General features: G+C 37.7%; 24 protein-coding genes and 1 pseudogene. 5 read left to right on the top strand and 20 right to left on the bottom strand.

The window, feature by feature from the left end; translation table 11 throughout:
* Nucleotides 1-17: 17 nt before the first annotated feature.
* The 8 genes from rpsL to rsgA form a co-directional block, all read right to left on the bottom strand.
* Entirely contained in the window at nt 18-431 is a 414-nt protein-coding gene (gene rpsL, locus STRPS_RS05675) for a 30S ribosomal protein S12 (RefSeq protein WP_003085715.1), read from the bottom strand.
* A 184-nt stretch (nt 432-615) separates the two neighbouring features.
* Nucleotides 616-3,210 (bottom strand): SEC10/PgrA surface exclusion domain-containing protein, encoded by a 2,595-nt coding sequence (locus STRPS_RS05670; RefSeq protein ID WP_037598998.1) that lies wholly within the window; start codon nt 3,208-3,210, stop codon nt 616-618.
* 22 nt (nt 3,211-3,232) lie between these two features.
* The gene (gene purR, locus STRPS_RS05665; RefSeq protein WP_007892515.1) at nt 3,233-4,048 is read right to left on the bottom strand and encodes a pur operon repressor; all 816 of its coding nucleotides are present in this window, start codon (nt 4,046-4,048) and stop codon (nt 3,233-3,235) included.
* 135 nt (nt 4,049-4,183) lie between these two features.
* A complete protein-coding gene (locus tag STRPS_RS05660; RefSeq protein ID WP_007892396.1) occupies nt 4,184-5,122 on the bottom strand; it encodes a 3'-5' exoribonuclease YhaM family protein in 939 nt (312 codons plus the stop codon).
* The gene (locus STRPS_RS05655; protein ID WP_408646532.1) at nt 5,112-6,350 is read right to left on the bottom strand and encodes a DNA recombination protein RmuC; all 1,239 of its coding nucleotides are present in this window, start codon (nt 6,348-6,350) and stop codon (nt 5,112-5,114) included. The genes STRPS_RS05660 and STRPS_RS05655 overlap by 11 nt, the downstream gene beginning before the upstream one ends.
* A 34-nt stretch (nt 6,351-6,384) precedes the next feature.
* Complete coding sequence (locus tag STRPS_RS05650; RefSeq protein WP_007892349.1) at nt 6,385-7,017, bottom strand: thiamine diphosphokinase; 633 nt, start codon at nt 7,015-7,017, stop codon at nt 6,385-6,387.
* A complete protein-coding gene (gene rpe / locus STRPS_RS05645; RefSeq protein ID WP_007892353.1) occupies nt 7,010-7,672 on the bottom strand; it encodes a ribulose-phosphate 3-epimerase in 663 nt (220 codons plus the stop codon). Before rpe ends, STRPS_RS05650 begins: the two co-directional genes overlap by 8 nt.
* Nucleotides 7,673-7,682: 10 nt before the next feature.
* A complete protein-coding gene (gene rsgA / locus STRPS_RS05640; protein WP_007892529.1) occupies nt 7,683-8,555 on the bottom strand; it encodes a ribosome small subunit-dependent GTPase A in 873 nt (290 codons plus the stop codon).
* A 242-nt stretch (nt 8,556-8,797) separates the two neighbouring features.
* Between rsgA and STRPS_RS05635 the strand changes: the two genes are divergently transcribed.
* Nucleotides 8,798-10,297 (top strand): MDR family MFS transporter, encoded by a 1,500-nt coding sequence (locus tag STRPS_RS05635; RefSeq protein ID WP_007892342.1) that lies wholly within the window; start codon nt 8,798-8,800, stop codon nt 10,295-10,297.
* Nucleotide 10,298: 1 nt separating this feature from the next.
* Complete coding sequence (locus STRPS_RS05630; RefSeq protein ID WP_007892243.1) at nt 10,299-11,015, top strand: DUF4811 domain-containing protein; 717 nt, start codon at nt 10,299-10,301, stop codon at nt 11,013-11,015.
* A gap of 188 nt (nt 11,016-11,203) precedes the next feature.
* Here STRPS_RS05630 and STRPS_RS05625 read toward each other — a convergent pair whose 3' ends face one another.
* From STRPS_RS05625 to argF, 3 genes and pseudogenes are all read right to left on the bottom strand, one after another.
* Nucleotides 11,204-12,754, bottom strand: coding sequence for a YfcC family protein (locus STRPS_RS05625; RefSeq protein ID WP_007892381.1), 1,551 nt, complete (start codon nt 12,752-12,754; stop codon nt 11,204-11,206).
* A 104-nt stretch (nt 12,755-12,858) separates the two neighbouring features.
* Nucleotides 12,859-13,790 (bottom strand): annotated as a pseudogene (gene arcC, locus STRPS_RS05620) (carbamate kinase).
* Between the two features lie 11 nt (nt 13,791-13,801).
* Nucleotides 13,802-14,800 carry an ornithine carbamoyltransferase gene (gene argF, locus STRPS_RS05615; RefSeq protein ID WP_007892563.1) on the bottom strand — a complete coding sequence of 333 codons (999 nt, stop codon included), beginning with the start codon at nt 14,798-14,800 and terminating at the stop codon, nt 13,802-13,804.
* Between the two features lie 103 nt (nt 14,801-14,903).
* On the opposite strand from argF, the gene STRPS_RS05610 reads away from it, so the two are divergent.
* On the top strand, nt 14,904-16,199 hold the full coding sequence (locus STRPS_RS05610; RefSeq protein WP_007892535.1) for a sensor histidine kinase: 1,296 nt from the start codon (nt 14,904-14,906) through the stop codon (nt 16,197-16,199).
* Nucleotides 16,196-17,044, top strand: a complete 849-nt coding sequence (locus STRPS_RS05605; protein WP_007892305.1) for a DNA-binding domain-containing protein — start codon at nt 16,196-16,198, stop codon at nt 17,042-17,044. Before STRPS_RS05610 ends, STRPS_RS05605 begins: the two co-directional genes overlap by 4 nt.
* A gap of 230 nt (nt 17,045-17,274) precedes the next feature.
* Here the strand turns inward: STRPS_RS05605 and rsmA are convergent, their stop codons facing one another.
* The 3 genes from rsmA to STRPS_RS05590 all read right to left on the bottom strand — a co-directional run bounded on the left by rsmA (nt 17,275) and on the right by STRPS_RS05590 (nt 19,638).
* The gene (gene rsmA / locus STRPS_RS05600) at nt 17,275-18,147 is read right to left on the bottom strand and encodes a 16S rRNA (adenine(1518)-N(6)/adenine(1519)-N(6))-dimethyltransferase RsmA (RefSeq protein WP_007892481.1); all 873 of its coding nucleotides are present in this window, start codon (nt 18,145-18,147) and stop codon (nt 17,275-17,277) included.
* Nucleotides 18,148-18,302: 155 nt separating this feature from the next.
* Nucleotides 18,303-18,893, bottom strand: a complete 591-nt coding sequence (gene rnmV / locus STRPS_RS05595) for a ribonuclease M5 (RefSeq protein ID WP_007892260.1) — start codon at nt 18,891-18,893, stop codon at nt 18,303-18,305.
* Nucleotides 18,862-19,638 carry a TatD family hydrolase gene (locus tag STRPS_RS05590; RefSeq protein WP_007892619.1) on the bottom strand — a complete coding sequence of 259 codons (777 nt, stop codon included), beginning with the start codon at nt 19,636-19,638 and terminating at the stop codon, nt 18,862-18,864. Before STRPS_RS05590 ends, rnmV begins: the two co-directional genes overlap by 32 nt.
* 230 nt (nt 19,639-19,868) lie before the next feature.
* Here STRPS_RS05590 and STRPS_RS05585 point away from each other — a divergent pair, with 230 nt between their 5' ends.
* Nucleotides 19,869-20,681 carry a MurR/RpiR family transcriptional regulator gene (locus STRPS_RS05585; RefSeq protein WP_007892357.1) on the top strand — a complete coding sequence of 271 codons (813 nt, stop codon included), beginning with the start codon at nt 19,869-19,871 and terminating at the stop codon, nt 20,679-20,681.
* A 42-nt stretch (nt 20,682-20,723) separates the two neighbouring features.
* Here STRPS_RS05585 and STRPS_RS05580 read toward each other — a convergent pair whose 3' ends face one another.
* From STRPS_RS05580 to STRPS_RS05555, 6 genes are all read right to left on the bottom strand, one after another.
* Nucleotides 20,724-21,611, bottom strand: coding sequence for an ROK family protein (locus tag STRPS_RS05580; RefSeq protein WP_007892355.1), 888 nt, complete (start codon nt 21,609-21,611; stop codon nt 20,724-20,726).
* Between the two features lie 7 nt (nt 21,612-21,618).
* Nucleotides 21,619-22,551: a dihydrodipicolinate synthase family protein gene (locus STRPS_RS05575; protein ID WP_007892279.1), complete on the bottom strand. Its 933-nt coding sequence runs from the start codon at nt 22,549-22,551 to the stop codon at nt 21,619-21,621.
* Between the two features lie 186 nt (nt 22,552-22,737).
* Complete coding sequence (locus STRPS_RS05570; RefSeq protein WP_007892517.1) at nt 22,738-24,096, bottom strand: ABC transporter substrate-binding protein; 1,359 nt, start codon at nt 24,094-24,096, stop codon at nt 22,738-22,740.
* 43 nt (nt 24,097-24,139) lie between these two features.
* Nucleotides 24,140-24,973 (bottom strand): carbohydrate ABC transporter permease, encoded by an 834-nt coding sequence (locus tag STRPS_RS05565; RefSeq protein WP_007892309.1) that lies wholly within the window; start codon nt 24,971-24,973, stop codon nt 24,140-24,142.
* Nucleotides 24,974-24,987: 14 nt separating this feature from the next.
* Nucleotides 24,988-25,863, bottom strand: a complete 876-nt coding sequence (locus STRPS_RS05560) for a carbohydrate ABC transporter permease (protein ID WP_007892367.1) — start codon at nt 25,861-25,863, stop codon at nt 24,988-24,990.
* A gap of 18 nt (nt 25,864-25,881) precedes the next feature.
* The gene (locus tag STRPS_RS05555; protein WP_007892269.1) at nt 25,882-26,586 is read right to left on the bottom strand and encodes an N-acetylmannosamine-6-phosphate 2-epimerase; all 705 of its coding nucleotides are present in this window, start codon (nt 26,584-26,586) and stop codon (nt 25,882-25,884) included.
* Nucleotides 26,587-26,773: the final 187 nt, after the last annotated feature.

Below are 26,773 nucleotides of genomic sequence, written 5' to 3'. Positions count from 1 at the left end.
TTCTTATCCCCCTTCTATTATCCTTTTGGACGTTTAGCACCGTATTTAGAACGGCCTTGTTTACGATCAGCAACACCTGCAGTATCAAGTGCACCACGAACGATATGGTAACGTACCCCTGGAAGGTCTTTTACACGTCCACCACGAATAAGAACAACACTGTGTTCTTGCAAGTTGTGTCCAATACCTGGGATGTATGCTGTCACTTCAATAAGGTTGCTCAAACGTACACGAGCAAATTTACGAAGGGCTGAGTTAGGTTTTTTAGGTGTCATAGTTCCAACACGTGTTGCAACTCCACGTTTTTGTGGGGCAGACATTTTAGTGTGAACTTTTTTATGACTGTTATAACCAATGTTCAAAGCTGGTGAATCTGATTTTTCAATTTTAGATTTACGTGGTTTACGTACCAACTGGTTAATTGTAGGCATCTACATTCTCCTGTGTTTTTTATTTTTGGTTGATTTAGCACTTGGTGACAGCCTAAATCTGGGTGTACTTTTGCAACAATTGTCAGCACGTCTCTGTACACTTTTGAGAGACCAAAAGTAAAAAGTACCGTCTACTATAGTAACATGGACAGTACTTTTTGTCAAACTGATTTGTTAGATTTTCTTATTTTTTACTGCCTTTACGAAGCTTATATCCGGTTACGCCAACTGCTGCCAACATAACTACTCCCGCACGGATAGCACGTTTTGTGCTTTCATCACTTGAGCTTGCACTATTGCCTGCTGTTGTCGAACCTGCTACGTATTCTTTTTGGCTAGATTTATTATTTTTAGTCACACTCTCCGCAACTTTACCAACAATATTCTGATTACCAACAACATCTGGAACAATTGCAATAGCTTCTTTTGCGACTGTAGCGGCATTTGAAACAATTGTTTGAGCTGTTTTGGCAACAAGATCTGAAGCTGTTTTAGATGCAGCATCTGCAAGGAGAGCCACTGGAGCAAGAGCCCTGTTTGAATCAGACTTAAACTCTTTTGTCATTATCATCGCCTCATCTGCAAGCTGTTTTTTGAGATGATCTTTTAAGACAAATACATGTCGACTTGTCATATTAATCTCTGCTTCAAGCTTATCTTTTAAAGACGTCAAATCTACTAACTGTTTATTCTTCTCTGCCAATGACGCGGTGATTTGTTTCAAGCCATTCTGAGCAGCGTTAAGCCTTTGTTTAGCCAATTCCTTACGATTAGGAGCTAAGTTTAACTCTAACACTTTTTTAAGTTCAACTTTTTTCGCAACTAAAGACGTCACTTGGGCTTTAAGCGCTTTTTGTTTTGTTTCAAGTCTATGAAGATCAACTTTTTTGTTTGATAATGCACTCAAGGCTTTGTCTAATTTAGCTTTGATGTCAACCTGATTCCCTTGTGCTGCTTTAAGTTGCTTAGTCAATTCATCTTTAGACTGATTGAGTTTCGTTAATTGTTCAGATAATGATGCTGACAAAGCTTTTGCGGCAGTTAACTGAGCTTTTTTTAGATTGACTTGGTTTTGTGCCGCTTTGACCGGAGCTTCAGATGAGATTTGAGCAAGGCGCCCTTTAAGTGAGTTAATCTTGTTTGTAATATTTGCAATACTTGTTTTCAAGGTTGAAACCTTTGCAGTATCAACAGCTACTAGGCTAGAGCCGGAAACAAGTTTTTGGTTAAACAGGCTAGCATTACGAATATTTGTCGCTGGGAAAACAACAAAGTGGGTTCCTAGACCTGCCACTGTTTCAGTAGAAACGCCGAGGTGTACTGGAGCATTTGGATTACTTTTATCCACCCTAAGAAGGTTAACAGTATGACCAAAGGTGTTCCCGTGCAGGTGATCAGTGAAAAGCATATACTTAATTGTATTGTAAATGCTGCGCTTGATTCCATTAACAGTATGAACATCGTTGAAGAAACCAATATCTTCATACATATTATCATCATTTGGGATAAGTCCAACACTTGTGGCTGCTCGTTCAATTAAGGTTTTATCGTGTGGTCCAACACCATAGTGGCCTGCTACACCCGGTTGCCCATAGGTAAAGGATGGCACCTTTGTTCCGTGAGTTGCTTTATAAGAGGTTGTTAAAGCTCGAACAAATGCTTGTGCCCCCTCAGAGACAACAACTGGAGGTAAACCAAGTTGTTGACGAACAGAATTAATCATCGCAGCTGCAAAGAGTGCCAATTCATTTTGAACTTCTGGTGTTAATTTATCTGGGTTAACGAAACGGTTCAAATCTTTAGCAATATCAACATAGTGATTCATTGAAGCACCAGGGCTTGCTTTTGCAACTAGCGTCGATTGCATCGAATTGTAGGCATTAACGTAGGACTGACTACCAATGTAACCACTTGATACTAATTTTTTAATTTCGTTAATAGGGAAGCCTGCTGGAGCAACCATCTTGTTTGCACCTAGAATGTTAACTGTTGTATTCCCTGTAGTTGATTGAACCTTAGCTAATTCTGCTTTTTTACTTTCAAGACTCTTTTGGTTAGAAGCTAGTTCATTTGAAAGTTGGGTTTTTGTAGTACTAGTAACACTTGTTAAATTTTTCTGGGCTTTCGCTAAATCAGCAGTAGCAGTCTGAACTGCTTTAGTGGCATTTTCTGCTTCTGTCGCAATTGTTTTAGGTTTGTTAACCAAGTTATTTAAATCTGTTACTTGTTTTTTAGCTACCGCAGCTCTTTCGACTAATCTTTTAGCTTCATTAGTAGCAGCAGTCACTTCAGAAGTTTGAGCATTAACCTGCTTTGAAATTTGTGTTTCAGTAGCCTGAGCAACTTGAATCTGATTTTCAGTTTTAGAAATTTCTTCTTTATGTTTATCTACTAATGCATTAAATTCTGTTTCAGAAGCATTTGACACTGTTTCTAGAGTTTGTTTTGCCTTTGCAAGCTCTTCCTCTTTAGCTTGGCGCTCAGCCTCTAAGCCTGCAATCTGTTCATTAGTAGTTTTGATATCTGTATTAACAGAGTCTAACTCTGAACTTTGCTTTTCAAGCTTAGCTTCTTTCGCATCAAGACTTTTTTTCGTTTCTTCTGCTGTAGCTTTAGGTGAACTAGGATCACTAGTTCCAGTATTAGGAGTACTATTCTCAGTGTTCTCCTCTGCCTTTACCTGTTGTTGCATCCCAATGCTAGCTCCAAGCAACGCCAAAGTCGACGTCAAAGCAATGGTATTTTTGAGTTGTTTACTCTTATTTGTTTCAAATTCCATTTTATTTCCTTTTCTCTCTTCGTCAATCATTAAAAATATTCCCCACTTCAACAACGACTTTGTTATTCTTTACATCAATTTCTGAAACTTTCAGAAGTGACTTGTAAATCATATCTTCACGCTCTTCTTTAGCATTCTCTGCAAAGACCGCTACTCCCACTAAATGACTATCAAACTCAGATAACAAGCTAATCATTCCTGTGATAGTGCCTCCACCTTTAAGGAAGTCATCTACGATAAGTACCCTACTATTTGGTCGTAAACTACGTTTTGATAAAAACATTTTTTCGATACGGTCACTAGAAGCACTAGCATAGTTAACGGATACTGTTGAACCCTCTGTGATTTTTAAATCGCGTCTAACAATAACAAAGGGAACATTTAAAATATTGGCAACTGCGTTAGCCAAAGGAACTCCTTTTGTAGCCACTGTCATAACAGCATCTATTTTTTGTCCTTTGAAGGCGTTAGCAATAATCCGGCCAATATTTTGTAAAATTTTTGGTGTACTTAAGAGGTCAGACAGATAAATGTAACCACCTGGTAAAATACGGTTATTTTCCGAAAGACGTTGACACAAATCTTGGACAATAGCCCTAGCTTCTTCTTCTGAGATGCTTGGCGTAAAAATAACACCTCCACTAGCTCCAGTCAAGGTTTCAATTTCACCGATATTTGACTCTTCAAATGCTTTTTTGATAATAGCAATATCCTCTGAGATAGAAGATTTCGCCGCTTCATATTTTGTTGCAAATGTATTTAAACTAGTTAACTTATAGGGGTTGTTAATCAGGTAATTTGAGATAACAACCATTCTTTCGCTACGTCTTAATTTCATTCTGACCCCATAATAATGTACTTTAAAAAAATTATATCATAAAGGCAAAAAAAAGACGAACGTTCGCAAGCGCGACAAATCGCCTTTTTACGCTATTCTCGTACTTTTGATAATAATTTAACCAAAATGTAACATTTAATACTTCGGTTTGTAAAATGAGCGGTTATCCATGGCAAAAATCCGGTTAGTCATTTCACCTTCTCCTACACGATTCAGAGCTGTTAACATCATCATCATATTAGCATCAATATTGTCAATCATGTGCAGTATTTCAGCTTCCATAATCCTTGGACGAACTGGACTACCATACTCCAGTTGACCATGATGACTCAAAATCAAATGTCTAAGGACAATAACTTCTTCTTTGGTATCGTCAATTTGTAGCTCATTGATAACTTTTGTAATTTCTTCATTAATTAAAGAAATATGACCAATTAAATTTCCTCGAACAGTATATTCTGTATGATCTGGGCCTGTCAACTCTAATACTTTGGCTAGATCATGAAGCATTATCCCAGAAAAAAGCAGACTCTTGTTTAAGTCGGGATAGATATCTCCAATACTATCTGCTAAACGAACCATGGTTGCAGTATGATAAGCTAGACCGGATTCAAAAGCATGGTGATTAGTTTTAGCAGCTGGATAAGTATAAAATTCCTTATCGAATTTTCGGTAAAGCGCTCTAACAATTCTTTGCCAAGTTGCATTCTCAATTTTAAAAAGCATTTGTTCTAAGTAATCGCGGACATCACCAACACTCACTGGTGCCTTCTCTTTAAAGTCACGTGGGTCATTTGGCTCCCCTTCTCTTGTATTACGAAGGGTAATTTGGTTAACTTGAGGAGTCCCATTATAGACCTCGCGGCGCCCTTTCATATGAACAATTTTCCCAGCCACAAATTCCTCAACATTGTAAGGTTGTGCATCCCAAAGATTGCCTGAAATCTCACCAGAATCATCTTGAAAAGTAAAGGAAATATAATCCTTACCAGCTCTTGTTTTCCTTACTTCTGCCGATTTGATCAGATAAAAGCCCTCAAACAGTTGGTCTTTCTTCATTTGATTAATTTTCATAGGTGTCCTCTTCTATATCAGGTATGTTAAGCAAAGCTTCAGTATCCTTATCTTGGTATGTTTCGACTTTTGTCAAGGCCCTAACAATGGCCTTACTCCGCGTTGAAATTAAGTTGTCTAAGGTTGAGTTTGCTGTCGAAATTTGTTTTTGGGCTTTGACTAAAATAGTTCCAAACTTTTCAAACTCAATTTTAACATTGCCTAAAATTTTGCTAATGTCATCAGCATTTTTTTGAATATTTAAAGTTTTAAAGCCTACCGATAGGGAATTAAGCAGAGCCGATAAAGTAGACGGACCTGCAATAACGATGTTATCTTCTCTTCGAAGGGCATCAAAAAAGGCTGCGCTTCGAACCACTTCAGAATAGAGACCCTCGGTTGGTAAAAATAGAATCCCAAAGTTGGTCGTTTCAGGAGGCTTGATGTATTTCTTGTTGACATCTTTAGCAAAACGTTTAATAGCGGTAAGCAAGGCTTTACGAGATTGTTCAATACGCTCTTTGTCTCCAGATTCATAAGCATCTTCTAAACGATAATAGTCTTCCAAAGGAAATTTGGAATCAATCGGAAGATAAACATATTCTCCCTCATGCTGACCAGGGAGTTTAACGGCATACTCTACTCGTTCACTAGAACCTTTAATGGTCGAAAACTCTTTTTCATACTGTTGGACTGTCAGAATATCTTCAATAATCTGCCCTAACTGAAGTTCTCCTAAAATGCCACGTGTTTTAGTATTGGATAGCACTTTATTTAGAGTGCCGACATCTTTAGCAACTGTTCGCATCTCACCTAAACCAAGGTTAACATTTTCCAATTGTTTTGACACTGTTTCAAAAGAAACTTGTAGACGCTTATTCAAAGTCTCTTCTAACTTTTCCTCCACAGTCCGACGCATCTCTTCTAAACGTTTTTCATTAGAGTCCTGCATTTGCTTGACTGATTGTGAAAGATTCTTGTCAATCAGCTCCAATCTCTGATCACTACGATCACGACTCTCTGATAAATTATGGTACAAAACTGTCTTTAAATCATTAAGTTGTTGATAAAGCTCTGTTTGGTTACGGTTCAACAAGGAACTTACCTCAATAATTTGATTTTTACTATAACTTTCTAGTTGGTAAGATAATTGATCCGACAAATTATCAGCATTGCCCTCCAAAGTCTTTTGGAATTGAGCTTCTAAGGACTGAACCTTTTGATAAAGCACGACAATAATAATCCCCATAAGGATAAGTAGAATTACAATAAGAACTTCCAAATTAACTCCTGTCTCTACTTTGAATAATAATAATGTCATCAGAATCGACACTAACTTCTATTGGTTGTCCAATAAACTCGTTACTAGAATAAATCTTTTTCTCAAAATAATTTGAACTAGTTAAGTCATATTTAGCACCTTTAATGGTCAAGGGATTTTGACCCGTCGTCATAAAGGAAACATAAGTCATACCTTCCACTTGATGAATGAGGTGACAACCACTTGGACGAAATTGCACATGATTTTGCTGATCAACCAGACTAATCTGCGACATAAAAGGCTTTAAATCTGGATTACTGGGCAAGTATAGATTGGCCAACAAATGATCCAATCTTCCTCCAAAGGCTCCAAAAATTGTTACCTCTGCTTCTGGATAGTCGCCAAAAACTGTTTTTAAAGCTAACTCAGTATCGGTATCGTTTTTTTCGGCAGGCGACTGCACCATGTGTTTAGCCCTCATTTTGATCCTTGATAATTCTGACTCAGAGACTGAATCAAAATCACCAACGGCATAAGTTAAAGGCAAGTTTTCTTCAATGACAAAAAGGCTACCACGATCAATACCACAATAGAGATCAAAATGTTTTGGAATGGCCTGTAAATCACCGCCAGCAACTAAAGCTATGTTAAGCATCTAAAGCCAACCTTAATGTTTGAACTTGAGAAACCAAATCATCAGCTTTAAAGAGATAAGACCCTGCTACAAAAACATTGGCACCTGCTTTTGCACAGGCTGCAATCGTTTTATCATCAACGCCACCATCAACTTCAATATCAAAATCTAAACCAGCCCTTTGACGCATCTCAACGACTTTTTGCACCTTATCTAAACACTCAGGAATAAAAGCTTGCCCACCAAAGCCAGGATTTACTGTCATAATCAGAACTTGATCAACCAGCGACAGAATTGGCTCAAGGGCACCCACTGGCGTACCAGGATTGATAACAACTCCCGCTTTCATTCCTGCCGCTTTAATTTTTTGTAGGGCACCATGAATATGTCTGGTACTCTCAAGGTGGATAGTCATAATATCGGCACCTGCTTGCGCGTATGCTTCAACATAACGCTCAGGATCAACCACCATCAAGTGACAGTCAAAAACCAGTTTGCTGTGTTTGCGCATACTAGCGACCACATCTGCACCAAAGCTAATATTAGGAACAAATTGGCCGTCCATAATATCAATATGCACATATTCAGCATCTGTTTCCTCAATACGTTTTAACTCCGCGGCAAAATTAGCATAATCAGCCGCTAAAATAGAAGGTGCAATCTTGTGACTTGTCATTTTCAATACCCTACTTTCTTTTGATTACTTTTTTAAAGGTTTCGCGTCGATTGTCGATCTCACTGAGAAATTGTAAATAATTATCATAACGAGTTTGCCATATCTGTCCAGTTTCCACAGCTGCTATAACAGCACATTGAGGCTCGTGGCGATGGCTGCAGGATCTAAACTTACAGTTATGGCTAAAATGTCTGATTTCAGGAAATGCTTCACTAAGGTCTTCTCCATTATCAATAGCATAATCTAAGTTAGAAAATCCTGGCGTGTCAGCTATTTTTCCCCCATTAACATTATAGAAACTAACAGCACGTGTGGTATGGCGTCCGCGCCCTAAGCTATCAGAAATAGCTGCCGTTTCAAGGCCCAACTCTGGGGAAATATTATTGAGAAGCGTGGACTTGCCGACACCTGTCTGACCCATAAAAACGGTTACTTTGTCTTTTAAATGAGGTAGAAGCTGATCAAGTGACATGACAAAATCATAGCCTATCTGCTCATAGTGATGACTGATATCTTCAATATCCGTCAGGTCTTCTAGTAAGTCCAGCTTAGAAATATAAACGATCGGTCTAATGTTTTTATTTTCCAAGAGAACCAAAAAACGGTCCAAAAGATTAGTATTAAAGTCCGGTTCTTTGGCCGACATAATCACAACAGCTTGGTCAATATTAACAATAGGTGGTCTGACCAGCTCATTTTTGCGTTCATGTATAGCTAAAATATAACCCTCCGAGTTATCCTCTGCTGTAAAATCCACAAAGTCGCCCACATAGGGAACCTGCCCTTTTTTTCTAAAATTGCCACGCGCGCGTGTTTGATACACTCTTCCTTCAGACTCGACATAATAAAAGCCAGCCAAAGATTTAATAATTCTTCCTTGCAAATGAACTCCTCGTAATCATAGTAATTTCATTATAGCAAAAATAAGTCTTTAAATCAGTAGATTTACCTTTTGCCTAATGACAATTTTTTTAAAATTTTCCCCTAATAACTCTAAAAAATGATACAAATTAATTGCAGCTTATTTGGGTTTGTGGTATAGTTCTCAGGGTAACTATGTTGATTTCTGAAACTTTAACATATCCTAGAATCAGCATATTCATCATTCATCTAAAGGAGAGAAGAATGTCAACAGATTATAAAGTTGATATACACGGCAAACCTTTTAATCGGACGGCCATGGTTATTTTACTATTAGTCGCTACCTTTGCCGGTATTTTAAATCAAACCAGTCTTGGGACTGCCATACCAACCTTGATGGACAGTTTCCATATTAACTTAGCTACAGCTCAACAAGCAACCACATGGTTCTTATTAGCAAATGGTATTATGATCCCTGTTTCAGCTTATCTTGCAACTCGTTTTTCAACCAAGTGGCTCTATGTATCAGCCTACGCTATATTGGTTGTCGGACTAGTCATCACAGCTCTAGCACCCACAAGCAATTGGACCCTCTTTTTGGTAGGTCGAATCATTCAGGCTGTTGCTGTTGGAATTACCATGCCTCTTATGCAGGTGGTAATGGTCAATATTTACCCAGCTGAACAACGCGGGGCTGCGATGGGACTTAGTGGCTTAGTTGTTGGACTAGCTCCTGCCATTGGACCTACCTTTGCAGGTTGGCTATTGAAGCACGATATCATCTTGTTCGGACATAATTTGACATGGCGTGCTATTTTTGTTTTACCATTAATGATTTTAACCATTTCATTTTTACTGTCACCCATCTTTATCAAAGATGTTATCCCCAACAAAAAAATGACCTTAGATTTTCCTTCTTTTATTTTGTCTATTATTGGATTTGGCCTCTTTCTCTGGGGATTTACTAACGTGGCTAGTGATGGTTGGGGAAACTTAACCAATGTTATCATGCCAATTCTTATAGGGGTTATTATTATCGCAATTTTTATCCGACGACAATTAACTTTGGAACAACCCTTCCTAGATATTCGTGTCTTCAAGGTTAAACAATTCTCTGTTACCACGCTTGCCATCGCCTTATCTATGATGGCTATGATGGGAGTGGAAATGATGTTACCACTGTACTTACAAAACGTACATGGTCTATCTGCCCTTGATTCTGGACTTGTCCTACTGCCTGGAGCTCTCATCATGGGGATTATTAGTCCCCTTGCTGGTAGCGCCTATGATAAAGTCGGTGCGCGTCGCCTTGCCTTAATCGGCTTTACGATTCTTGGTATAGGAACTATTCCTTTTATTTTCCTTACTGGGACAACCCCTGATCACTATATCACCCTATTATATGCCGTTCGTATGTTTGGTATTGCCATGATCATGATGCCTTTAACAGCTTCGGCTATGAGTGCACTGCCACCACATGAGGCTGCCCACGGAACAGCTTCAAATAATACAGCACGTCAAATTGCTTCGGCTATTGTCGTTGCCTTATTATCCAGTGTGACTCAAAACGTTATCAACAACAATAAACCTTCAAAATTACTACAAGAGCAAAACCCGCTAGAATATGCTTCTCAATTGTTAGATGCTAGTCTAAAAGGCTTCCATACATCCTTTGCTATTGGCTTATCCTTTGCCATTATCGGTTTTGTCGTTGCACTCTTTCTCCGTCGAGGAAAAGTTATTGAAGTAGAAAAGGAGCTTTAAGATGATTCTATTAATCATTATTGTGGCAACTGTGCTATCCTTTATAACTTGGATGTATATTCCAAAACAACCTATAAGATATCTTTTAGGAACCCTGTCACTGCTTAGTCTCCTAGCTAGCACCCTCTATCTAACAGATCACTTCGTTAACCACCGAGGGATGACAGTTGACACAAAAGTCACTAAGCAGGAAATTTATTCTGCTGGTGATGTCAAAGCCAACTTTGGTCTTCTCATTACTCAAAAAATTGGTCGTCAATCAAATCACCATATCCTTATTTATAGAGATCACAAAGCAGATCAAAAACCCAGAGCCCATTTTGTCCCTAATAAAAAGAAAATTAATGAAGCCATTAAAATATCTGCTAACTACAAGCAAGTTGGTAGTGATAAGGCCTATTTAATAACGACAACCAAACGGTATGTCTGGAAAACTCATTTTGATAAACTTATGTTTGGCTTTGGAGGAGAAAATAATGAACTAATTTCTCAAAAAGCTGAAGCAATCATTCCGAAGGATTATTGGCTGGTGCTCACACCAAAACAGGCACAACAATTAACTCGGCTTGCTCCGCAATTAAAGGCTGATCAGGAAAAAGCATTAAAAGCTAATCCTCAGATAGCCTTCAAAATGCACGTTTTAGCCAAAGAAAATCCCAAAGCTCTAAGCAAATTACAAGTAGAACAATTAAAAAAAGCATTAAGAATTACTGATTAATACAGGACCTGAGACAAAAAGAGGATCATTTTTGAAATTTTTTATCACCACTTTTTCAAATTGATAAATAAGATATAAAAAGCGAATAAGACTGAATTCTGACTATCAGAAAACGAGTCTTATTCGCTTTTTACCTTTGAGCTTAGACTGTTGTCTCAAATTCTCTATGAATTAGAAATCAAGCCTGTCTAACCTGCCATAAGGACAAGAAATACCAACATGCCACCACCGAAGACAAGTAGGAAAGTGACAACCGGCCATACAAATTTCAGCCAATGTGAATACTTCATGTCTAACATTTGAAGAGTTGCCATAACCAAACCAGTTGGCGCTAAAAATAGCATAGCATACTGGCCAAATTGATAAGCCATAACGACAAGATACCTCGGTATCCCCACTGTATCAGCCAAAGGTGCCAGAATTGGCATTGACAAGACAGCAAGCCCTGAGGAAGACGGAACAACAAAGCCCAAAAAGAAATAAATAATCATCATCACGATAATAAAGATTGGACCACTTACATGGGAGGCTACTTTTGAAGCTCCAAACAGCATGGTATCAGATATAAAGCCTTGATTTAAGATAATATTAATACCTCTAGCCAAACCAATAATCAAGGATACTCCAATTAAGCTAGCTGCTCCATCAACAAATTCATCAACCACTCCCTTTTCACCAATCCCATTTGGGCCAGTTGCTGCAAGAAACATAATGATTATTGTGATGGCTAAAAAGGAGGAAGCCATTGTTGGAAACCACCAACCTTGAGACATAACGCCCCAAACCATTAAAGGAAAAGAGGCCGTAAATAGAATGAGTATAATCTTCTGTCTGACGGTAAATTTTGCTTCTGAGAGTCCTGCTACCAGACCCCATTTCTTATTAAACTCTTCTCGATCTTCATAGGAATAGGAAAAACTTGGGTCAGCTTTAATTTTTTTAGCATACCAGTAAAGGTAAACCACAACAAATATTGCCCCTGCAATACATCCAATTGCCCGCCATGCTAGACCTTCTGTAAAGCTAATACCGGCTGCATTTGAGGCAATCACTGATGAAAATGGATTAATTGTCGAGAAAGAAGTCCCGACTGAACTAGCTAAGAAGATAGCCCCCACACAGACAATAGAATCATAGCCCATAGCCAAGAAAACAGGTACGAGAATGGGATAGAATGCAACTGCTTCTTCTTCAATACCGCAAAGGGTTCCCCCTAATACCATTAATAATGAAACTAAAAAAATAAGTGCAAACTCTCTACCTTTGGTCTTTCTCGTCAAAGCAATTAAGCCAGACTCAAAAGCCCCACTTCGGCGAACCACCCCTATCATACCACCAAGGACCATGATAAAAACCATAATATCAACAGCTTCAATGGTTCCTTTAACCATACTTGTCGTAATGTCACTTAGACTAGCAGGATTTTGTTTTAACCTTTTATAAGTATTGGGCACAGAAATGGGTTTGCTAATAGCTCCTGAGGTGAACTCTTGAATTTTGATATTGACACCTATCTTATCCAATTCTTTTTGTGTTGCTGCTAGATTTTTGACCTTGCCTGATGGTTCTGTAATCATTAATTTGGAGGTTTCAGCATTATAGAGCAATTTCGCATAAGAGCCTGACGGTATAACGTAAGTAGCCATTACCGAAATTATTGTTAAGATAAATAGTATCGTGAAGGCTCCCGGCATCCGAAAAGCTTTTTTTGCTACTATTCCTTCATTTTTATTTTTCATATCATTTCTCCCTTTAACAGTTCTTATTAGTATTTGAAGGCTAATAGCATAGAAAAAGGCATGAAAAATAGATAATCCCTTATCTTTTCATGCCTCCAAAGCTTTTATTTGGTAATGTGTGTGCCAGTGGCACCATCCAAAGCTTTTTCTAGGCTATCTAAAGAGGTTATGATTGCTTTTCCGTTTGGATTATGATCAAGAAAACTCAAGCAAGCTATTATTTTAGGTAGCATACTGCCCTTAGCGAATTCTCCATGTTTTACATACTCAATCAAATCTCTAGTCTGTACCTGGGTCAATTTTTCTTGATTTTCCTTCCCATAGTGAATGTAAACATGTTCAACTGCTGTTAAAATAATTAATTGATCTGCTTCTAATTTTCCTGCTAATAAAGCACTTGACTGATCTTTATCAATAACCGCTGCAACACCTTGATAAGAGCCCTCAGTATTCTTAATGACTGGTACGCCGCCGCCACCTCCTGCAATGACTAGAGTACCAGATTCAATGAGAGTCTTGATACTGGTTAATTCTAAAATGTCTACTGGTTGAGGAGAGGCAACAACTCGCCTATAACCACGCCCTGCATCCTCAACAAAAGTATAGCCTTTTTCAGCAGCTATTTGTTCAGAGGTTTCTTTATCATAAAAACTTCCTATTGGCTTTGTTAGATTTTGAAAGGCACTATCTTTTGGATCAACTTCAATTTGCGTCACAATGGTGGCAACATCTTGCTGAATGCCCTCTTTACGCATTTCATTTAACAAACTTTGTTGAAGATGATAGCCAATATAACCTTGACTCATGGCACCACATTCTGGAAAGGAAAGGCTGCCCCTTGTCCATGCTCTGCAGCATAATTCATTCCTAAATTGATAGCACCAACTTGAGGACCATTACCATGACTAATAACGACTTCATGACCTGCCTTTAGGAGAGCAACAAGAGACTTGGCTGTCCCTTTAACCAATTTAAGTTGTTCCTCCGGTGAATTTCCAAGTGCATTTCCGCCCAATGCTACAACAATTTTTGCCATACTTGCTCCTCCTAGTCGCCTAAGGTTGCAACCATGACTGCTTTAATAGTGTGCATACGGTTTTCAGCTTCTTGAAAGACAACAGAATGAGGGCCTTCAAAGACTTCATCAGAAACTTCCATTTCTTTTAAGCCATATTTTTCATAAATTTCTTTGCCAATTTTAGTGTCAGTATTATGGAAGGAAGGTAGACAATGCTCAAAAATAACATTAGGGTTCTTGGTCATTTCAATCATTTTTTGTGTTACTCGGTATGGTTCTAAAAGAGCAATTCTTTCTTTCCAGACTTCATCTGGCTCACCCATTGATACCCAAACATCTGTGTAAAGAACATCTGAGTTAAGCACACCCTTTTCAATGTCATCTGTAATTTCAATAACTGCACCCGTTTTCTTAGCAATTTCTTGACATTTAGCCAAAAGTTCTGGGTCAGGGTTTAAATCTTTTGGACAAACCAAATGATAGGTCATACCAACAATCGAAGCACCAATCATCAAAGCATTAGCCACATTATTTCTGCCATCTCCGACGTAGGTAAAGCGAATATCTTTATAAGGTTTTTTAAGGCATTCTTTTGCTGTTAAGAAGTCAGCTAGTACTTGCGTTGGGTGATCAGCATCTGTTAAACCATTCCACACTGGAACACCAGCAAATTCTGCGAGGGTTTCAACAGTTTTTTGAGAAAAACCACGATATTCAATGCCATCATACATCCCACCAAGAACACGAGCTGTATCCTTTGCAGTTTCTTTTTTACCCATTTGACTTCCTGTTGGCCCTAGGTAAGTAACACGAGCTCCCTGATCATAAGCAGCAACCTCAAAAGCACAACGGGTACGTGTGGAATCTTTTTCAAAAATGAGGGCAATATTTTTTCCAACTAATCTTTGTTGTTCGATACCAGCATACTTCGCACGTTTCAAATCTTCAGAAAGATTTAAGAGAAATTCAACTTCCTGTGTTGTAAAATCCAATAAGGTTAGAAAATTACGGTTTCGTAAATTTTTCATTGCTTATTACCTCCTTTTTATTTATACTTAGATTGTAGTTAGCGCTTTCACAAATCTTCAACAATATTCAAAAATCTTCAAATAGAAATTTTTAGGAATTGATATGCTTGATATTTTAACCGAAAATCACCTCGAGCGACGACAACGGATTGTTATTGCCGCTATTACTATTGCTTTAGCTGCACAGATACATATTTCTACAATCACAGATGGTTTTATCTTAACCTTATCTCTTTTTATCTTGCCAGTTTTTTTATACTTTAATGACGATGTCAACCCTTTTCATATTTGTTTAGGAATTGCAGCAGTTTCTCCAATCTTTAGAGGACTTATCCTGGCCCTCGTTGGGGAAGCATCCTCTCTGAAAATTTTGGAATTTGTCTTCACCGATGTCGTGTTTTACTTGTGTTACGGCTTCTGTTTTTATTTTTTATATTGGAACCGTTCCTACAGAAATAAGGGGACGTTTTTTCTGGCTATTATCATCTGTGATTACCTTTCAAATATTCTAGAAATCAGTTTATTACTTAATTTTAAAAACTATACTGTCAACATTTTTCAGATTCTTTTTCTGACTGCCCTAGTAAGGGCACTGATTAGCTGTGCACTGGCATATACTTATAGTTACTTGACCCTTTTACTTCTTAAGGATTACCATGAACAGCGTTACTATTATTTTATTTGGTCAACCTCTGCCGTTAAAAGTGAAGTTTACTTTATGCAGAAAAATATCCTTGAAATTGAGAATATCATGAAAAATGCCTATCTCCTTGATAAAGAGCTCGCTAAACATCAATTACCGCAAGAATACCAGCATTTATCTTTAGATATCGCAAGAGATGTCCACGAGATAAAAAAAGATTATCAAAATGTTATTAAAGGTTTAGGCACCTACTTTAGCGTAGAAAATGAGTCAAGCATGTCTGTAAAAGATATTTTCCGCATTGCTCTGTCATATATCCGTAGCCTCATTCAGGCTCATCAGCAAGATATTATTATTACCGAGCATATTCAAAGTAAGATGACTATCACCAACTATTATTTCCTTCTCACGGTCGTTTCCAATATTGTATTAAATGCCGTTGAAGCTATTGGTGATCAGAAAAATGGTACGATCGTTGTTTCAACTCAAGAAAATGACCAGACACTTACCATTACCGTCAGTGATAACGGTCCTGGTATTTCTGATAAAATGAAAAATTTTATTTTTCAATCGGGTTTTTCCACAAAATTTGATGCAAATGGAGATATTTACCGAGGTATAGGACTATCCAATGTGAAGGTTATCGTTGAAGAACAATTTAAAGGCACTATCTCTTGTTCTAACAACCAACCTAAAGGTGCTATTTTCACCATTAACTTAAGCAAGAAGCAATTAGTAGATGGAGTTAGTGTATGAAATTCTACATTATAGATGATGATCCCTCTGTGACAATGGTGCTTCAAGAAATCATCGAAGAGGATTTTAACCATATTGTTTGTAAAACAACAAATGATGCAACTGAAGCCTACCATGATTTATTAGTTTCAGATATTGATATTGTTTTAGTTGACTTATTAATGCCAAAGTTAGATGGCGTGACACTGGTTGAAAAAATTCACCAAGCACGACCCAAACTCAAATTTATTATGATTTCACAGGTCAAAGATGAAGGCCTCAGGCAAGATGCTTATCAAGCGGGCATTGAGTTTTTTATCAATAAACCAATCAATATTGTTGAAGTACGATCAGTTGTTAATAAGGTCAAAGAAAGCATTCAGATGGAGGCTAAGTTAAAGCTGATTCAAGAACTTTTAGGACCTACTCTGGCACAACAAACCCAAGATAGCATACAAGAAAGGCAATTAGAAAAAATTCGATCCATTCTATCCTATTTAGGAATCACTGCGGAAGCAGGCTATGCCGATATCATGACCATTTGTAAACTTATGTTGACTCACAATATTTCCTTTGAAAAGGTCAATTTCGAACAGCATTTATCAATAGATGCTCACTGTCAAAAGATTATGCTACAAAGGGTGCGTAGGGCCGTCAAAAAGGCAATGATTAATATTGCTCATCTGTGCCTTGATGATTTCGAAAATGAGATTACACTTCAATACGCCAATGCCTTATTTGGCTACCAAAATATTCACCTTGAAATTCTAGTCATTCAAGAAGAGAGCTTTCAAGGTGGAAAAATCGTTTTACGAAAATTCTTTGATGAATTAATCGTTCAAAGCCATAAGGCACTATTTATGTAGATGATGGTGTAAAAAACAGGCTAGAAACCAACCTAACTATCACTTTAGTTAGTTCGAACTTCTTAAACTAACCAAAAATAAAGAGCCTGAGACAAGAATCTAAGCTCAAATACAAAAAGCCAACAAGATAGAATTCTGTCTTGTTGACTTTTTGTGTCTCATTTATCAATTGAAAAAGGGATGATAAAGAATTTCAAAGAGTAAGCTCTTTTAACCCAAGGACTTTAGATTTAAATACCAACTGACTTCAAAGCATCAGCTAATTTTCCAAATTCTTCGATAGTTAAGGCTTCACCACGAATGTTTGCTTTAATACCTGCTAATTCTAAAGCTTCCTCTAACTTCTTTTTGGTCTCCTCAGATTTACCAAAATGGCTAGTCAAGTTATTCCATAAGGTCTTACGACGGTGGATAAAACCAACTTTAGCAACTCGGAAGAAGAAATCTTCATCTTGCACTTTAATTAAAGGTTCTACACGACGTTCCATTTTCAAGATTGCAGAATCAACATTTGGAGCTGGTACAAATACTGTTCTCGGTACAATGAAGGACACCTTAGCCGCCATATAATATTGAACAGCAATGGACAAACTTCCATAGGCTTTGGTGTTAGGTTTTGCTGAAATACGATCGGCGACTTCTCTTTGCATCATGACCACAAACTCTTGGAAAGGGATTTTGCTTTCAATTAAATGCATTAAGATTGGTGTTGTAATGTAATATGGTAAATTGGCTACAACTTTTATAGGTAATTCCGGATTTTTAAAGCCTTGAATCTGTGTTTGCAAATCAGCCTTTAAGATATCCTGGTTGATAACCCGAATATTATCAAAATCTCTGAGTGTTTCCGCTAAAATCGGTAGGAGACGATCATCAATCTCAAAAGCCATGACTTCGGCTGCCTGCTCTGCCAAAAATTCTGTCAGAGCACCAATACCTGGTCCAATTTCAATAACATTGACATTTTTGTCAATTCTTGCCGTGTCAACAATCTTTTGTAGGATATTTGTATCCGTCAAAAAGTTTTGCCCAAAAGATTTCTTAAAAGTGAAACCATGACGCTCAAGGATAGCTCTAGTGACACTGTAATCTGCAATTCTCATGTATTCTTTTTCCCACTTTTTCTTTTCTCTATTGTAACATATTTCTCATCACATTCTGTAATAGCAAGATATGCACACTAACAAGCATACTGTCTTTTTATTATTAATAAAACCGATTAAGAACAATCACAGCTTCTTCTTGCGATTGTTGGTGTTTAGCTCTTATAATAAGCCATAGCTTCTTCAAGGTCTGCTAAGCTAATGCCAAATAGTTGCAAACGTTTCAAGAGTTGTTTGCCATTGCAATAGCCGATACGTAGCTGGTCTCCCAAAAATTCACGTTTTTGACGACTTTCCTGACCTAATGTGAGGCCTAAACGCATTAGATCTGCACTTGTGATATCAAATTGGTTGTCATCATCATAGGCCTGAGTTACTTTTCCTAGTGCTCTTTGCAGATCTTCAAAGGAGGCATGCTCAACTCCTAAGGACCGTCCCTTGGATTTAGATGCTGGTATAGCTTCATTACGTTTCAAGAAAGCATGACGAACTGTTGGTACAGCCTGCATAATGATCTTACGAATGCGTTCACCATTATAATCTGGGTCTGTAAAGACTACAACCCCACGTAAATCATTTAAACGTTCAATCCGCTCCAAGTCTTTCTCATTAACGGCAGAGCCTTGCGTTTCATAAGTATCAACATCATAAAAGCGTTTCAAATTGGCTGTATCATCCTTGCCTTCTACCACAATAACCTCTTGAATTTTAATTTTATCTGTCAATTCTAAAAATCCTTTTCGCATTTTCTGTCGTAGCGCTAGCCACTTCCTCCACTGAAAGTCCCCGCAATTCCGCGATTTTATTGACCACGAATCGGGTATAGGCTGTGCGATTCTCCCGCCCACGCTTTGGAACAGGTGCTAAGTAAGGAGCATCGGTCTCTACTAAGATTTTGTCTAGAGGTAATTGCTGTGCTGCTTCTTGAATATCCTGTGCTTTTTTGAAAGTGACCACTCCCGAGAAGGAAATGGTCATGCCAAGCTCAATAAATTTGTTTGCCATTTCTAATGAACCAGAATAAGAATGCATGATTCCTCCACGAGGGCCGACACCTACTTCCTTGAGAACTTGGTAAGTATCTTCTAGAGCGTCTCTTGTATGCACTACAAAGGGTAAATCATAATCTTTTGACAACTGAATTTGTCGTTTAAAAACCTTGATCTGAATTTCTTTAGGATCTTCCATCCAGTGATAATCTAAGCCAATCTCTCCTAAAGCAATGACTTTCTCATTCTTCAAATGACAAGCAATCATCTCTTCTATGTCCTGAGTGTAGGAACCTGCTTCCGTTGGATGCCAACCAATAGTAGCGTAAACTTCTGGGTATTGTTGAGCCAATACTAAAGCCCTATCAATGGTCGCTTGATCAAAACCGACGACATTATGATAAGTGACACCCATTTCTTTAGCTAAGGCTAATTCTTCGTCTTCTCTACCTCTAAAATGATCACTATTTAAATGGGTATGCGTATCAAAAATCTCAAACATGCTTAGCTCTTCCTTTCACACAACATTGTTTGACTATTATAACATAAGTTTAAAGGTTGCACATGCTAGGTTTAATTCCAGACAGCTTGTAGCTTGCACTTAGTTTTTAGCTCCCCTAACTAGCAACGATGATCGACTGGAACCAGACAAAGCCTTGCCTTCTGTTTTCAAGCTTAGACGCCCTTTTTTTATGGTATACTGATTTGGTAAGGTTTACAGGAGGATATAAAATGCGTAGAGACCATCGCTTAATTAGCCAAATTGAAGATGCTTTAGACCAAATGACCGACCTAGAAAAAAAGATTGCTCGCTTTTTTATTGAAACCGAATTAGATGATCAAAATCTACGAGCAACCAGTATCATAACACAATTGCATATCTCCCAATCGGCTTTGACCCGTTTTGCTAAAAAGTGTGGCTTTGCCGGCTACCGGGCTTTTTCCTTTGAGTACAGCAAAAGCTTACAAGAATCCAAGGTAAATTTCCAGCCTTTTCATTTGGAATTAACCAAGAGGGTCCTATTTGATTACGATACTTTAATTAATAAAACTTACGACCTAGTAGATGAGTCAAAACTCCAAAATCTAGCTACTTATTTTGACAAGGCAGAGCGAATCTACTTCTATGGAAAAGGAAGTTCTGCTCTTGTCGCTCAAGAAATGAAACTACGGTTTATGCGACTTGGCTTAATTTGTGATGCTTATTCTGACACAGATGGCTTTACTTGGGCCAATAGTCTTGTCAATCAAAACTGTCTTGTCTTCGGCTTTTCCTTGTCTGGTAAAACACAGTCTGTTATTGAGGCCCTAGACAAAGCTAGCCAAAAGGGAGCCAAGGTTATTCTGCTCACAACCAACAATAATCAGGTATTTCCAAAAAACATCGACACTATTCCCGTTGCTTCTAACCATAAATTGAATTATGGCAATCGTATTTCGCCCCAATTTCCTCTCCTCATTATGATGGATATTATATATGCTTATGTATCAGCTATTAATAAAGCTCAGAAAGAGGAGATTTTTAAGCACACTATTATAAAGTAAAAAAGTTCTAAATGCCTATTTAGAACTTTTTTGGAGGTGACGTTACACCTGCTGTCTTTGTTTAAAGTGGTAGTAAGCTCCCATAATTCCTGCATTATTTTCATGACTGGCAAAGACAACCTTGGTTTTCTTGGAGAGACTAGGAACCAAATACTTGTCCAAGGTTTGGTTGATTTTAGGAGATAAGTAAACTTTTTGTCCCATGATGCCACCACCTAAAACAACACACTCTGGATTCACAACATAGCATATATTAGCTATCCCTTGACACAGATAGTCTACCAATTGGTCAATGGCTGCTATACAGTCTTGATTCCCAGCTTTTGCCTCTTCAAAAATTCTCCGTCCATTCCAATCATCAGGCTGATCACCATGTCTTCTCGCAACATCATTTATTAATGCTGTCGTTGATGCCAACTCTTGAAACTGACTATTAGCAAGCCGCATATAACCAACCTCACAAGCTGAGAAACTGCTACCATGAAAGATTTGTGAATTCAGCAAAAAGCATCCTCCTATACCCGTTCCAATTGTTAAGCATACAGCAACTTTAGTATTTTTTGCACTACCAGAAATAGCTTCTGCCAAGCCGGCACAATTAACGTCATTTTCTACTTCACATGGGATATTGAATTGTTCTTCGATTGATTCTTTAAAGGATATCCCTACATAATTAGGAATTTGTGGACCTGAATAGAAAATATCTCCTCTTTCAGGGTTCACCATTCCCGCTGTAGAAATAGCTACACCCGCTAGGGTGACTTGATTGTGATAATTTTCTACTAAGGATAAAACTTTAGCTAAGATTCTGGGCCCACCTTTTGAAGCTTCCGTTGGAATTTCTTCTTTTCTTAAAAGTTGCCCTTGCTCAGTTACTAAACCATATTTAATTGCTGTTCCACCTATATCAATGGCTAAATAATATGTCATTCTTTACTCACCGACTTTCACAAAACCGCTCTTTAGCTAATCTAATAAGGCCAGCAGCTTCTTGGCATATTCTATAATCACTTTCTCTTAATTCTGTTAATGGTGACCGAACAGAGCCTATATCAAGCCCTTCATTAATCCGCAGAACTTCCTTGATGATAGCATACATGTGACCATGCCCCGATACAAGCAGCGCTATGATATCATTAATCTGACCTTGCAGGTCGTATGCTTTTTCTAATTCTTTTTCTGCAATCAGGTGATTCAGTTCCAAGAACAATTCTGGCATAACTCCGTATGTGCCTCCAATACCAGCAGCAGCTCCCATTAATCGTCCTCCTAAAAACTGTTCGTCAGGACCATTAAATACAATATGACGATCACCTCCAAGAGCTGCAAATACCTGAATATCTTGGACTGGCATTGATGAGTTTTTGACACCAATAACTTGCTTATTTTCTAACATTTTTTGATAAAGACTAGGACTCAGAGCCGTTCCAGCAAGTTGTGGAATATTATAGATGATAAAATCGGTAGCTGGAGCTGCTTTTGAAATGTGATTCCAATAATCAGCGACAGCATAATCAGGCAATCTGAAATAGATTGGCGGAATAGCAGCAATAGCATCCACGCCTAAGCGTTCAGCATGTTCTGCTAACGCGATACTATCCTTAGTGTTATTACAGGCGACATGGTTAATGATCGTTAATTTTCCTTTTGCCACTGCCATAACATTCTCGAGAACGCATTTTCGGTCTTCTACACTCTGATAGATACATTCTCCTGAAGAACCATTGACATATAAGCCTTTGACTCCTTTTTCAACAAAATAGGATGTTAGCGCTTGAACGGCTTTAGGATCAATATGACCTTCTTTATCATAGCAAGCATAAAATGCTGGAATGACTCCCTGATATTTTACTAATTTTTCTGATAGCATCTCCAACTCCTTTTTATATTTTCACACCTAATTAACACTTTCAAATCTAGCAGAATACTTATACCGAAACTAATGATTATAAATCCTATTTTATGAGAATTCTAATCTAATCTTAAACGTTCTAAAATTGTCTTGGACTTATTATTAAGCCATACATGAGTTCAAAAGCCGTATTAAGCAATATGTTTATTTATTATTTAGGATTTTTGAACGTTTGATCCCTTGAGAAATGGCCTTATTCCCTTTCTCTACAAATGTGTCAAGAGCTTCTTTTGAGGTTTTCTCACCAGTTAACACAGCCTGAATTTCTGGGAACAAGGCATTTCTAACTTCTACATACCCTGATGTGTTATTAGAGAAGTTAATAACATACTGATCATTATTAATATAAGTTTCTAGCATTGGATGATTTGCTTTTTCTTGCTCAACCAGTGATTTCCGTACAGGCATAAAATTCATACTTGCTTTAATCAGCTCTTTATTTTCAGAATAATACTTAACAAAATCCTTTGCTAATTTTTGACGTTTATCCCCATTTGTATTAAAGACTGCTGACCCTAAAACGTATGTGAAGGACTTAGGACCATCGACACTTGGAATATTGGCTAGACGTGCATCAAACTTATTGACTGTTCCTGCTGCCATACTGTCAAGCATTCCCTTGTATAATACTGCATTAGTAAAACTAATAGCTACCTTTTTATTTTGGAACATGGCATTCACATCATTACTTGTTAATGATTCTGCCCCAGAGGTAATCATTTTTTTATCCTTTAATTCCTTGATATAGTCTAAAGCATGGACACCTTTTTTATCATTCACATTGAGTTTACCTGACTTATCAAAGAAGCTACTTCCATACATTCTTAAATACATCATTGTCCAAGTGTCACCTTGATTATTTTTAGCATAGAAGCCTAATGGTGTGATGTGACTATCACTTTCTTTTAATTTTTTCAAAATCATTTGAAAATCTTCCAGAGACCAGTTAGCAATCTTATCTTTATCAGCTAGGTACTTTTGGAGCCCCGCTTTTTCAAACATGTCTGCGTTGTAAGCTAGCATTCCTGGATTCTGAGCAAATGGATAAAAGTAGGTTTTATGATTAATTGTGACATTATCCCAGACTGATTTAGAGATATCAGCTTTATTTTTTTGATCAATAGTGGAATCAAGCGGTGCTAATAATCCTTGATGGGCTAAGTCAGAGATAGCGAAAGTTGATTCAAAAAAGATATCAGGCAAAGTCTTCGTCTGTGTCGCCACACTTAGTTTACTATCACGTTCTTCACCAGGGATAACTTGAACGGAAATTTTTTTACCAGGATGATCTTTTTCATACATCTTAGCGGCTGTTTTAAAGAAACTATCATAATCAGCTCCTTTTTCATCCCCTTTATAAGTTCCTTTCCATTGCGGGGTTAACCAAACTTCAATTTCATTTTGGTCTTTTTTCTTTTTATCCGCTTCTTTTGTGGAACAAGCCGCCAAACCAAGCAGAGGGATTAGTGCAAGGGTTACTAAGCGTAAAATACTCTTTTTCATACAGTTTTTCCTTTCAAAATAGGTAAATAAGCCAGTGCAAGCTTTATTCTTTTAGGGCACCATCAGTAGCTCCCTTTATAAAAAAGCGTTGAAACAAAAAGAAAATGACAATCATAGGGAGCGCAGCAATTGCTGCCCCGGCTACTTTTAAGCCAATATTAGGGTTAATATCTTGTTGAAGACTTGCAACACCAATCGTCAGGGTTTTCATCTCCTTACTCCTAGCCATCAATAGTTGCCATAAGTAGTCATTCCATGCCGTCACAAAGTTCAAAATAAAGAGGGCACCAATTCCCGGTTTAACAATAGGGAACATCAGTTTGGTAAAGATCGTCCACTCACTCGCACCATCTAATTTTGCTGATTCGCGAATGGATTCCGGAATCACTTTGAAATAGGAATAGAGCATAAAAGTTCCAAAACCTGTTGCTAAATTCGGAACTACCATGGACTGATAGGTATCTACCCAGTGTAGTTTCTCAATGATATCAAATAGAGGAACTATGAAAGTTTCCTTTGGAATCATGATTGAAGCAATAACAATGATAAATAAGACAGTTTTTCCTTTAAACTGAAGTTTAGAAAAACCGTAAGCGGCAAGAGCTGAAATATAAACACTTAATAGAGCTGTTAAGAAAGAAACGACAAAACTATTGAAGATCCATCTTAAGGTTGGTTGACCTTTAAAAAGTTCCGCTAAATTTCCTAAGTACCACTGTTTGGGCAAAATATCAGGTGGCATCTGATAGATACCCGAAGAGGTTTTAAAAGTATTCGTTAGCAACCAGAACAGAGGTAGTAAAAACATGATAGCCAATATAAAGACGATGATATTAGTAATAACATCAAATCCCTCCATACGCTTTAATTTTTTCACACAAACACCTCCCACTAGTTTGTTTTAATAAATGATCGCAATTGAGGAACACTTAGTAACAAAGCAATCAAGAACATTAAGACACCAATTGCTGCAGCTGCTCCCGTGTTATTGTAAACAAAAGCATTCTGATAGAGATAGTACATCATTGTAACAGACGCATTATTTGGACCCCCACCTGTTAACAATTGAATAACAACAAAAATTTTCAGAACTGCAATAATGTTAATAACGACTAAGTATGCTGTCGTTGGTCTAACCAAAGGAATAATAATATGACGAATCCTCTGCCACCTTGTCGCACCATCTAATTGAGCCGCTTCAAAATAGTCTTGAGAAATCCCAATCATGGTAGCCAAATAGAGGATGATTGCTTGCCCAACATTTCCTACAAAGGTCACAAAGACAATAATCGGCATTACCGTTTTTGTATTCCCCAAAAGATTTAGATGCCCTACTCCAAGCTGTTCAAAGTAAAAACTAATTAAGCCATTTGACGGATTTAGCAAGAAATTCCAAACAATACTCATAACAACCATAGAAACCATGACTGGCAAATAGTAGGCACCCCGAATGAAGGAAACATACTTGCTGTTTTTATCATAAACAGTTGTTGCAACAAATAAAGCAAATAGGATTGTCAATATGACAATAGCCACAACAAAGAAAATGGTATTTAAGATTGATTTAACAAAGACCGTATCTTGCAAAAGGTGACTAAAATTCTCAAGCCCGACAAAATAGGAATCCACCCCATAGACGGAATATAAACTCATCTTAAATCCTTTGACAACAGGATAAAGGATGAATATCAGCATTAAAAGCATCTGCGGACCAATAAATAAATAACCAAGATAATCTTGCTTTGTTCTTATTGAATGTTTCTGCACGAGCAATCCCTTTCTACATTACGATTTCAAGACCTTTATAAATCGCTGGGCAATTTCTTTTGGTCTAGTGATGGCACCACCAATAACAATGCCAGCAACACCCAAATCATGAACTTTTTTCAAATCATCTGGCGTGTGTATTTTCCCCTCAGCAATGACAGGAATTCCTGCCTTACAGAGATTAGCCATCAAGGCTAAATCCGGTCCATCTTCTTGACGACTATAAGAGGTATAGCCAGATAAAGTCGTACCTACAAAATCAACTCCTGCCTCGTAGGCTAGAACCCCTTCTTGGTAAGTGCTAATATCTGCCATTAATAACTGATAGGGATATTTCACTTTAACTTCTTTGATGAACTGCTCAATAGTTTTTTGGTCAAAGCGTTCGCGGCGAGTACAGTCAAAGGCAATAACAGCAATCTCAAGTGCAGCCAGTTGATCCACCTCATTCATGGTAGCCGTTATAAAAGGTTCCTGGGGAGGATAATCTTTTTTGATAATGCCAATAATTGGCAAATCAGTAACCTCTTGGATTTCTTTAATATCTCTAACAGAATTGGCTCTTATCCCAACGGCCCCCGCCTCTTGGGCAGCTTTCGCCATCAGAGGCATCACACCTCCCTCTTCACTATAAAGAGGTTCTCCCGGCAAGGCCTGGCAAGAGATGATAATGCCATCTTTAATTTGTCTTAAAAACTCTGTTTTTGTCATATAATCTGGCATCTTTTCTCCTTCTTTGTAATTTTTAGAGAACGTTCACAATCCTTATTATAACAGCAATAAAAGCGTTTTCAATAGTTTTAGACGATTTAAAAAATACTTTCGCAAATTTATCATTTTCACCTCCTTTTAAAAGTAATTTCAAGACACAAAAAAACCAAGAGTCTCGAGCACTCCTGGTTTAATTTTA

Origin of the sequence: Streptococcus pseudoporcinus LQ 940-04, assembly GCF_000188035.1 — a bacterium.
GTDB lineage: Bacteria > Bacillota > Bacilli > Lactobacillales > Streptococcaceae > Streptococcus > Streptococcus pseudoporcinus.
The sequence above is the reverse complement of the archived record's forward strand: the minus strand, read 5'-3'. Positions and strand labels throughout refer to the sequence as shown.